The organism is Secundilactobacillus similis DSM 23365 = JCM 2765 (assembly GCF_001311075.1).
In the GTDB taxonomy this organism is placed as follows: domain Bacteria; phylum Bacillota; class Bacilli; order Lactobacillales; family Lactobacillaceae; genus Secundilactobacillus; species Secundilactobacillus similis.
Map to the genome: position 1 here is coordinate 1 of NZ_BBAD01000098.1, position 11,031 is coordinate 11,031.

5 protein-coding genes, 2 pseudogenes and 1 other annotated feature are annotated in these 11,031 nt (G+C 46.6%); of the genes and pseudogenes, 5 read left to right on the forward strand and 2 right to left on the reverse strand.

What is annotated here, in order from left to right:
- Nucleotides 1-281 precede the first annotated feature (281 nt).
- Together rpsD and JCM2765_RS14640 are read right to left on the reverse strand one after the other, a co-directional pair.
- The gene (rpsD, locus tag JCM2765_RS14635; protein WP_054737358.1) at nt 282-887 is read right to left on the reverse strand and encodes a 30S ribosomal protein S4; all 606 of its coding nucleotides are present in this window, start codon (nt 885-887) and stop codon (nt 282-284) included.
- Between the two features lie 195 nt (nt 888-1,082).
- Nucleotides 1,083-1,556, reverse strand: a complete 474-nt coding sequence (locus JCM2765_RS14640; protein ID WP_054737359.1) for a free L-methionine (R)-S-oxide reductase MsrC — start codon at nt 1,554-1,556, stop codon at nt 1,083-1,085.
- A 173-nt stretch (nt 1,557-1,729) separates the two neighbouring features.
- Between JCM2765_RS14640 and ezrA the strand changes: the two genes are divergently transcribed.
- From ezrA to JCM2765_RS14665, 5 genes and pseudogenes are all read left to right on the forward strand, one after another.
- On the forward strand, nt 1,730-3,457 hold the full coding sequence (gene ezrA, locus JCM2765_RS14645; RefSeq protein ID WP_054737360.1) for a septation ring formation regulator EzrA: 1,728 nt from the start codon (nt 1,730-1,732) through the stop codon (nt 3,455-3,457).
- Nucleotides 3,458-3,618: 161 nt separating this feature from the next.
- Nucleotides 3,619-4,765 (forward strand): annotated as a pseudogene (locus tag JCM2765_RS14650) (cysteine desulfurase family protein).
- 11 nt (nt 4,766-4,776) lie between these two features.
- A pseudogene (gene thiI / locus JCM2765_RS14655) lies at nt 4,777-5,993 on the forward strand (tRNA uracil 4-sulfurtransferase ThiI).
- 922 nt (nt 5,994-6,915) lie between these two features.
- Nucleotides 6,916-7,425 (forward strand): thiol peroxidase, encoded by a 510-nt coding sequence (gene tpx / locus JCM2765_RS14660; RefSeq protein WP_054737361.1) that lies wholly within the window; start codon nt 6,916-6,918, stop codon nt 7,423-7,425.
- A 23-nt stretch (nt 7,426-7,448) separates the two neighbouring features.
- Nucleotides 7,449-7,662: a binding site (T-box leader), on the forward strand.
- A 69-nt stretch (nt 7,663-7,731) separates the two neighbouring features.
- The gene (locus JCM2765_RS14665) at nt 7,732-10,398 is read left to right on the forward strand and encodes a valine--tRNA ligase (RefSeq protein WP_054737362.1); all 2,667 of its coding nucleotides are present in this window, start codon (nt 7,732-7,734) and stop codon (nt 10,396-10,398) included.
- Nucleotides 10,399-11,031: the final 633 nt, after the last annotated feature.

Sequence of the window (11,031 nt, forward strand, 5' to 3'; positions counted from 1 at the left end):
TTGTTGGCGTTTTTCCGACAACCCGCCTATCATCGGGGACGAATCTAAGACTCGCGCGGGTTTTGGCGAGGCTTAGATTCGAGGGCTGAGACCGCCCTTTGGCTCAGACCGGCCCCACAGCAGGAACCTAGCCGCTTACCGGAAGCGACAGTTCAAGCAAATCACATTTCACAAACTCACATCAATGATGCTTACGCTGGGCACAAGCGTAAGTTTCGTAAATCTACGCAAAAAAAGATGCACACCCGCGGGTATGCATCTTTTTTGTGAAAACCGAAATATTAACGGTTGTAGTATTCAACGATAAGTGATTCGTCGATTTCTGCATCCATTTCTTCACGTTGTGGTAAACGAACAAGCTTACCTTCGAGCTTATCAGCATCGAATTCAACGTATTGAGGACGACCAACAACGGCTTCAACGGCATCCTTGATGATTTGCATGTCCTTTGACTTTTCACGAACGCTGATCACTTGACCAGGCTTAACTTCGTATGAAGGAATGTCAAGACGCTTGCCATCAACAGTGATGTGGCCGTGGTTTACCAATTGACGAGCTTGGCGACGAGTAGTAGCCAAACCTAAACGGTAAACAACGTTGTCAAGACGACGTTCGAGTAAGATCATGAAGTTAACACCATGCTTACCTTCGCGGATCTTGCCGGCGCGAACGAATAAGTTGTGGAATTGACGTTCAGTCATACCGTAAGTGAACCGTAACTTTTGCTTTTCGCGAAGTTGCGTACCGTATTCAGACAACTTTTGACGACGGCCTTGGCCGTGTTCGCCAGGAGCGAATGGACGACGAGCTAATTCCTTACCAGTACCTGAAAGTGAAACACCAAGACGACGAGAAATGCGCCAGCTTGGACCTGTATAACGTGACATAAATTGGTTCCTCCAATAATTTTAGTTGGAGTAAAATAATCTAACGTGAGTTTGATATTCGTGCAGATCCCTTTGCAGTGTTCGCCTTGTGCAGCTGCAGGTTACTAGCTGAACCACCAATTGGCAGTGATCTGTTGACGAGCTTACCGCTCACCGCTGCATTATTTTACACAAACGCCAGTATATCGCGAATCGCTAGGCGATGTCAATATGTTTGAGCAGAATCTCGGCAAATTGTTCAAGTTCTTGACGATCATTATCGTCGAAACGACCTAAGGATGGCGAATCAATATCCATAACGCCGATTTTGACCCCGTTTTTGGTCAATGGAACCACGATTTCAGAATTGCTGGCCGAATCACAGGCGATGTGACCGGGAAATTCGTGAACGTTTTTAACGACTTGCGTGGTTTGAGTTTGAAACGCTGTTCCGCAGACGCCAGCGCCGTTTTGAATGTGCACACAGGCGACGTTACCTTGAAATGGTCCTAAAAGGAGTTCATCGTCTGCTTCTTGATACAGATAAAACCCTGCCCAGTTCAAATCCTCCAGGGATTGATTCAACAAAGCTGATGCGTTAGACAGGTTCGCAATCAAGTTGTGTTCGTTGTATAAAAGGGCGTCAAGTTGCTGGTTAAGCAAGGAAGTTGCTGGGGTAGTTTCAGACATGTGTTAATCTCCTTATCTAAAGATGAATTAAAACTTCAAATTTACGGTGAAGCCTTTTCACTAGGTATGCTATAATTTAAGCTAGCATAGATTTTAATGGCTAGCAGATTAAAAAGCAATCATAATTACTCATATACATAGTGTGTATTTTAGATATGAAGGACGGGGATTAGATGTTTAGGGTGCTTATCGGGATCATTATTCTAGCAATTGTTATTTACGCCGGTGTTTTGATCTATCAACAGGTTTTGATCAGAAAACTAAAGGCGGTCGATCAAAAGCGTCAGGCCTTAGACATTGACCAGCTCGTGCAGGCCGTGGATCAGGTGAAGCGGATGAGCCTTACTGGTAAGACGCTGGAACAGGTGAAGGCACTCGTAACTGATTTTCAGGAATTGACGGATAATCGGTTGCCACGATTAGCTAAGCAAACTAGTCAAGCCATCACAGCAGCTAAGCAGTACCACGTATTTGCTGCCCAACAGGCCGTTGGCAAGGCGAATGAATCATTGAAAGTTGCCCAACAAGCCATTGATGAGTTACAGGCGCAGGTTAAATCGCTGAAGGATCTAGACACGCAACATAAAGAAGCGGTTAAGTCATTGGAAGGCAAGTATCAATCATTACGCAAAACGTTGCTGGCCAAGAATTTCATGTACGGACCAGCGATTGACGGTTTGGAAGGTCAATTAGCGCAACTAGAAGATGATAATGACCACTTCCGCGAACTGACGAGTCAAGGCGATCACGAAAAAGCGGCCGAGTTACTAGCCCAATTGCAACGTGATACGGATCGATTAGAAGAAATGATTCAACAGATTCCGCCATTATTCAAGAATATTGAAACCCAATTTCCTGATCAGATTCGCGAATTACAACAGGGTGAACAAACCTTAACGGCAGAGGGATACAAATACCCAGAGGCTGATTTGTCAGAGCAAATCAACGCGTTGACAGATCAGGTTGCTGCCAGCAAGACGGCCCTCGGCGACTTAGATTTAGATACGGTTTCTCAAAATGATACGGCGATTGCAACAAAAATCGATCACTTCTATGATTTGATGGAACAAGAAATGAACGCGAAACCTAAAGCCGAAGCTAACTTAGATTACTTAGCGAAGTTCATTGCCCATGCCAAAAATCAAAACAGTTTGCTATTACGGGAACTGGAACGGCTCAACCTCAATTACACCTTGGATCACCAAGAATTAGAAACGGCCCGTGGTTTCCGGGAACAGCTTCGAACCATTGAAGGCGACTATCAAAGTGACGTTGAACGGATGCACGATCAAACGGCGGTAATGACTCAGGTTGTTAGCCGTCAAGAAAAACAAAAGCAAGAAATGACGCAGATCGAACAGCAACAGCAAGAAATCAACGATAGTGTTGCCGGGTTAGCTAAGGAAGAACAACAGGCTCGCGAGACGTTGCAACAATTTGAATTCGAGATGCACAGTATTAAGCGTCAAGTTGAAAACCTGAACTTACCAGGCGCCAGCAAGGCTTATCAAGACTACTACATGGTCGTCAGTGATGAGATCAAGAAACTAAACGAAAATATCAACCAAGTCCAAATCAACATGGAAGATATTACGAAACAGTTGATCATGATTCAATCAGATCTGGACATCTTAACTGAAAAGACCGATGATTTGGTGGACAGCGCGTTACTAGCTGAACAGCTGATCCAGTACGCGAACCGCTACCGGTTGACGCATGCCGAAGTCGCTGAAGCGAGTCAAAAAGCCCAACAGTTATTTGACAACGATTTTGACTATGCCAAAAGTTTAGAAACGATTGCAACGGTGTTGGATCAAGTTGAACCTGGTTCATACAAACGACTAGAAGATCAGTATTATCAAAATAAACAAACGACCACGCCTGCAAACGAAGAAGCGTAGTTGACACACGCGGTATCAAGTGCCTTGAAAGGGGCTGCTTGGTACCGCTTTTTTGCTGGCAACCCAATCAATCTCGCTTGTCTATCAGTCGTTTTCTGTTATAATGGAAACACTTTTAATTGGAGTCGAACCAATTTAAAATAAAGAGGCTCAGATATAACATGATCTATTTTGATAATAGTGCAACAACGCAAGCGGCTCCCGAAGTGGTGGATACTTACGATAAGGTAAGCCATCAGATTTGGGGGAACCCTTCTAGTCTGCACAAATTTGGTGAACAGGCGTTTAACCTGTTGGAACAGTCTCGTAAGCAAATTGCCGATCTATTAAGCGTTTCTCAGAGTGAAATTCTCTTTACCAGTGGTGGTACTGAGGGTGATAACTGGGTCGTTAAGGGAACTGCAATCGAAAAGCGGGCGTTTGGTAACCATTTGATTACAACGGCGGTCGAACACGACGCCATTCATAACTCAATGGAGCAGTTAAAGCAACTTGGGTTTGAAGTGACGTACCTGCGTTGATGAACATGGTCGCATCTCAATCGCTGATTTGAAGGCCGCTATCCGACCAACCACGATTCTAGTGTCCGTCATGGCGGTCAACAATGAGATTGGGACGATCCAACCCTTGGCCGAAGTGGCGGATGTGTTAAAAGACTATCCGAAGATTCACTTCCACATCGATGCCGTTCAGGGCATCGGTAAAGGTATTCAAAAGCTCGTGATGAACGATCGGGTGGACTTCGTGACCTTCTCAGGGCACAAGTTCCACGGTCCTCGGGGTATCGGGTTTATTTATGCGCGTCGTGGCCGTAAAATTGCACCGCTGTTAACCGGTGGTGGTCAAGAACGTAACCTGCGGAGCGGGACTGAAAACTTACCCGCTATTGCGGCAATGGCCAAAGCACTACGGTTGTTGTTAAATGACGAACCTAAAAAGGTTGCCCGGCAAGCTGAAATTAAAAAACGGATTTTTGATCACGTGAGTCAATTCCCACTTGTGACCACTTTTTCTGAAATTAATAATGGCTTTGCGCCACACATCCTCTGCTTTGCGATTTCGGGTGTACGGGGTGAAACCATTGTGCATGCATTTGAAGAACATGATATTTACATTTCGACGACCAGTGCTTGTTCATCGAAGAAGCACTTGGCTTCAAGCACGTTAACGGCGATGGCGGTTCCTGAATCGTTAGCAACCAGTGCCGTTCGAATCTCTTTGGATGAGCACAACACGTTGGCGGAAGCCGATGAATTTATCAAAGTATTTGACCAACTCTACGACCAATTCAAGAAACTTAGCGATTAAGGAGGCCTAGTATGCAATATTCTGAAATCATGGTTCGCTACGGCGAGCTGTCGACCAAGGGCAAGAACCGGAAGGACTTTATCCGGGTGCTTGGTCGCAACGTTCGTCGCAGCTTGCATGAGTTTGAAGACTTAGAGATCCATGCCCAACACGACCGGTTGCACGTTGAACTAAACGGCACCGATTCAACCCCCGTGATTGAACGGTTAAAGGGTGTTTTCGGAATCGAAAACTTTTCGCCAGTTGTTAAACTGGAAAAGGATTTTGATGCTGTTAAAGACATGGCGCTCAAGATGATTCGGGCTCAATTTGAACCCGGCATGACGTTTAAAATCAACACAAAACGCCAAGATCACCGGTTTGAATTCGATACCAACGAAATCAATGATAAGCTGGGTGGCCACATCCTGACTAACATCCCTGGCATTCAAGTAAAGATGAAGCACCCAGACATTACGCTACGAGTGGAAGTTCGCCTAAACGGAATCTTCCTCAGTAGCGAAACGATTCCTGGCGCTGGCGGATTACCCGTTGGGACTGGTGGTAAGGCTGCGATGATGATCTCTGGTGGGATCGATTCACCAGTAGCAGCTTACCTTGGCATGAAGCGGGGCGTTAAGCTGGATATGGTGCACTTCTTCAGTCCGCCATATACCAGTGAACAAGCTTGGCTAAAACCAAGGACTTAACGTCGAAAGTGGCTGGGTTTGCTGGTAGTATCCAGTTTATCCAAGTGCCATTTACGAAAGTTCAAGAAGAAATCAAGGAAAAGGTGCCTGAAGGTTACCTGATGACCATCCAACGGCGGATGATGTTACGCATCACCGCTGCGATTGCCGCTTCTCGGGGTGATAAGGGTGTGTTCACCGGTGAATCTCTTGGCCAAGTGGCTTCGCAGACCCTTGAAAGCATGATGGCAATCAACGATGTCACCACGATGCCAGTCTTGCGACCATTAGTGTCAATGGATAAGACCGAAATCATCAAAATTGCGGAACAAATTGACACTTATGAACTGTCAATTTTACCATTTGAAGATTGCTGTACGATCTTTACGCCACCAGCACCAAAGACCCGGCCTGATCTTGAAAAGACCCGGAACTTTGAAAAGCTGATCGACGTTGATACGTTGATGGCCGAAGCCATTAACGGCATTACCGTGACTGAAATCAAGCCAGGCGAAAACTACATGAACCAACAAGAAGACGTGTTTGCAGAATTACTGTAATCGCGGATTCGATGAAGCTGACCGATACGATGGTATTGGTTGGCTTTTTTGTTGTCGTTTGTGTCCAGCGTAAGCATTCGTTGATGTGAGTTTGTGAAATGTGATTTGCGTAAATTAACGATTCCGGTAGGCGACTAGGTTTCTGCTGTGGGGCCGGCCTGAGCCAAAGAGCGGTCTCAGTCCTCGAATTCAAGCCTCGCCAAAAATCGTGCGAGTCTTGAATTCGTCCCCGATAATTGATGGTTGTTGGGAAAAACACCAACAACCACCAATTATCGCGACACAGCATCCACCTATCGCTGACCGGAATCTCATATTGCGCAATTTGGCACTATCGCAGAACATCTCAAAACGCATTGAACGATAACGTCATCTTATCAAATCAACATAGACGCGACGGTCAACTGATGAAGCTCGGCATCACGCAACCGTTAGCCCATTGCGGTTACTGAACATTGGCCACAATTGCTTCTGCAGTTGTCGAGTTATTGTCTAACGTTGCCGGTACACAGTTTCGTCAACTTCAATATGTGACAGTCAGCGGTTCTGGTTGACAACAGTGCACCATGTAGCGGGAGGCGGAGGCGCGCGGGGCTCAGCAGTGTCGGTATGACTTAAGCAGTAGTGCCCCGTGGGGTTCGGGGTGCGAGTGCTTTAGTCATACGCGGGTCCGGAGAGATCCGGCATGGGCGGTTTTTGCCCATTCCTAGCTCGTAGGCCCGCCACTGCGTTCCAGTCTCGCATAGCGCCGGAGCCTCCCGCGGCATCTTCTCACTATACAAAACCAGAATTACTGAACTTCACAAACTAAATATGCTTACGTTGAACACAATCGACAGCAAGCAGAAAAACCACCTAACACTTGCAATTCAAGCAAAAACGCGTTAAATTTAACTCAAAATGACCAAGGAGTGTGTTCATTGTGAAGGTGACGTTTAACGGTGATCCAGTTGAATTAGAAGGAACTCCACCACAAGTTGGAGACCAATTACCAAAGTTTAAGCTGTTTAATGCGGATAACGAAAAGGTTAAGATGGCACAGCTGATCGGCAAGCCACTTGTGTTGTCGATCGTGCCGGATTTGAACACGCCGGTCTGCAGTTTACAAACTAAAAAGTTTAATCAGCAGGCTGACCACTATCCTGACGCAACTTTCGTAACGATTTCAAACAACACCATTCAAGAACAAAAGAACTGGTGTGCTGCTGAAGGGGTTCAAAACCTCCAAGTACTTTCTGATGAAGAGCTGTCATTTGGCTACGCGACGGACTTGTATTTACCAACGTTAGGTAATTTAGCTCGGGCAATCATCATTACTGATGCTGAGGGTGTGATCACCTACGAAGAAATCGTTTCTGAAATCAAAAATGAACCAGATTACCTAGCAGCCCTTGATGCATTAGAAAAATTAACATCTAGAGTTGACGCTTAGCTAAAAATTGGCTATCATAGCGTGTATAAGCATTTGAAGCAAGAGGGGTCGTGGCCCTTACCGTTCAGAGAGAAACTGCTTGGCTGAAACAGTTTCCGGTAACCCACGACCAGTAGCTTGCGAGCTGTTTGGCTGAACTGATAGTAAGCCAAACCGGAGTGACATCCGTTACCGATTGTTATTGAGAGGGGTTAAAAGCCCAATTTAGGTGGTACCGCGAAGCATTTCGTCCTATTATTGTTAGATGATAGGACGAGATGCTTTTTTCTTACATAGCAATCAAATTAAAGAAGGGAAGTTGATTTAATGAGTGAACAATCAAATGAAATGCCACCCAAGTACGATCCGCAATCCGTTGAAGCGGGTCGTTACAACGAATGGCTAGAAGACGGGCTGTTTAAGCCTAGTGGGGATAAGAAGGCTCATCCATATTCCATCGTTATTCCACCGCCTAATGTTACCGGGAAACTGCATTTAGGCCATGCTTGGGATACTACGTTACAGGATATGATCATCCGTCAAAAGCGGATGCAAGGCTTCGATACGTTATGGTTACCAGGGATGGACCATGCCGGAATCGCCACTCAAGCAAAGGTTGAGGCCAAGCTACGTGAACAAGGGATCAGCCGTTACGACCTTGGTCGTGAAAAGTTCATTGAAAAGGTCTGGGAATGGAAGGACGAATACGCCAACACCATTAAGACCCAATGGGGTAAGTTAGGACTATCACTCGATTACTCCCGTGAACGGTTTACGCTTGATGAAGGGTTATCCGATGCCGTTAAAAAGGTCTTCGTTCAACTCTACAACAAGGGCTTGATCTACCGTGGCGAGTACATCATCAACTGGGATCCACAAGCTCGGACTGCCTTGTCTGATATTGAAGTGATTCACAAAGACGATCAAGGGGCTTTCTACCACGTCAAATACAAGTTTGCTGATGGCGAAACCACCCTTGACGGCAAGGATTACATTGAAATTGCCACTACCCGTCCTGAAACGATGATGGGTGATACGGCCGTTGCCGTTAACCCTAAGGATGAACGGTACAAGGATGTCATTGGCAAGAAGGTTATCTTGCCATTAGCTGACCGCGAAATTCCAATCATTGGTGACCAACACGCCGATCCCGCCTTTGGGACTGGGGCCGTTAAGATCACGCCAGCGCATGACCCTAATGACTTCTTAGTTGGGAACCGTCATAACTTGGAACGCATCAACACGATGAACGAAGATGCCACAATGAACGAAAATGCCGGTAAGTACGAAGGCATGGATCGCTTTGAAGCTCGGAAAGCCATGGTTAAGGATCTCCAAGACCAAGACTTGATGATTGCCATCGATCCAATCGTGCACTCAGTTGGTCACTCAGAACGGACTGGGGTTCAAGTTGAAGCCCGTTTGTCAACGCAATGGTTCGTTAAGATGAAGCCATTGGCCGAACAAGCGTTGAAGAACCAAGAAACTGACGACAAGGTTGATTTCGTGCCTGATCGGTTCGAAAAGACCTTCTCACAATGGATGGAAAACATTCATGACTGGGTTATCTCCCGTCAACTTTGGTGGGGTCATCAGATTCCAGCTTGGTACAACAAGGAAACCGGTGAAATCTACGTTAACGAACAACCACCTAAGGACATCGAAAACTGGGAACAGGATAAAGATGTTTTGGATACGTGGTTCTCAAGTGCTTTGTGGCCATTTTCAACGATGGGTTGGCCAAACACGGATGCGCCTGATTTCAAGCGGTATTTCCCAACCGATACGTTAGTTACCGGTTACGATATCATCTTCTTCTGGGTATCACGGATGATCTTCCAAAGCCTTGAATTTACTGGTCGTCGGCCATTCAAGCACGTGTTATTGCACGGGTTGATTCGTGACGAACAAGGTCGCAAGATGAGTAAGTCACTGGGTAACGGGATCGATCCAATGGACGTTATCGACAAGTACGGTGCCGATGCGCTTCGGTGGTTCTTGTCAAACGGGTCAACGCCTGGTCAAGATATCCGGTTCACTTACACGAAGATGGACGCTGCTTGGAACTTCATCAACAAGATCTGGAACGCCAGTCGTTACGTGATCATGAACCTTGGTGACATGAAGCAACCGAAGTTACCAGCTGAAAGTGAATGGGACTTAGCTGATCGCTGGATTCTCAGTCGCTTGAACAAGTTGGTTGCTCAAGTTACTGAACAGTTCGACAAGTTTAACTTCGGTGAAGCGGGTCGGGCCTTGTACGACTTTATCTGGAACGATTTCTGTGACTGGTACATCGAAATGAGTAAGGAAACCTTGAACGGTGACGATGAACAAGCCAAGGACAACACCCGCAACGTGCTGGCTTATGTCTTGGATCAAACCTTACGTTTGCTACACCCAATCATGCCATTCGTGACTGAAAAGATTTGGTTAACGATGCCACATGTTGGGGACTCATTAGTGGTTGCCAAATACCCAGAGACCCACGCCGAATTTGCAAACGACCAAGCCGAAGCCCAAATGGCCAACTTGATTGAGTTGATCAAAGCTGTTCGGAACATCCGGGCCGAAGCCAACGCTCCAATGTCATCTGAAATCGACGTCTTGATCAAGACTGACAACAAGGACTTACAACACGTGTTCGAAACTAACCGGAACTACATTGACCGGTTCGTTCACCCAAAGGCCTTGACGATTGGTGCCGACATCACCGCACCTAAGTTAGCCATGACCGGGATCATTAGCGATGCTGAAGTCTACGTACCACTGGCTGAATTAGTTGACTTAGACGAAGAAGCTGCCCGGCTTGAAAAAGAAATCAAGAAATTTGAAAGCGAAGTTGACCGTGCTAAGAAGAAGCTTAGCAACGAACGCTTCGTGGCCAACGCCCCAGCCGACGTGGTTGAGAGCGAACGCCAAAAAAAAGCTGATAACGAAGCCAAGCTCCAAGCTACCAAAGACCGTTTCGCAGCTTTAAAAGCTGAAAAGTAACACTATCAGCACCAACGATACGTGACGCTAACGCAAAGCTCCGGCTGGTTTGAACCTTGAACCAGCCGGAGCTTTTGCGTTGATGCTTACGCTTGTGTCCAGCGTAAGCATTCTGCTGTTCAGTTTGTGAAGTTTGATTTGCGTGAACTGTCGATTCCGGTAGCCGGTCAGGTTCCTGCTGTGGGGCCGGCCTGAGCCGAAGAGCGGTCTCAGACCTCAAATGTAAGTCTCGCTAAACCCCGTGCGAGTCTTACATTTGTCCCCGATGATTGGCGGTTGTCGGAAGAACACCAACAACCACCAATCATCGCGACACAGCATACACCTAGTCGCTTACCTTCATCTTACGTTGACGCAATTCGGCACTATCGTAGAACATCTCAAAACGCGTCGAACGACAACATAGCATATCTGATTGGCATAAACATGACGTGCAAGTGATACGTTTCTGCAGCGCAATCGTTGGTTCATGACGGCTACTGAACATTGACCACAATTGCTTCTGCAGCTATCGAGTTATCGCCCAGCGTTGCTATCACACAGTTTCGTCAACTTCAGCATGTGACAGTCAGCGGTTCTGGTTGCCAACAGCGCACCATGTAGCGGGAGGCGGAGGCGCGCGGAGCTCAGCGG

Excerpts from the sequence above, each read along its gene's own strand:
- rpsD (WP_054737358.1), bottom strand. The coding sequence starts at position 887 with ATGTCACGTTATACAGGTCCAAGCTGGCGCATTTCTCGTCGTCTTGGT.
- JCM2765_RS14640 (WP_054737359.1), bottom strand. The coding sequence starts at position 1,556 with ATGTCTGAAACTACCCCAGCAACTTCCTTGCTTAACCAGCAACTTGAC.
- ezrA (WP_054737360.1), top strand. The coding sequence starts at position 1,730 with ATGTTTAGGGTGCTTATCGGGATCATTATTCTAGCAATTGTTATTTAC.
- JCM2765_RS14665 (WP_054737362.1), top strand. The coding sequence starts at position 7,732 with ATGAGTGAACAATCAAATGAAATGCCACCCAAGTACGATCCGCAATCC.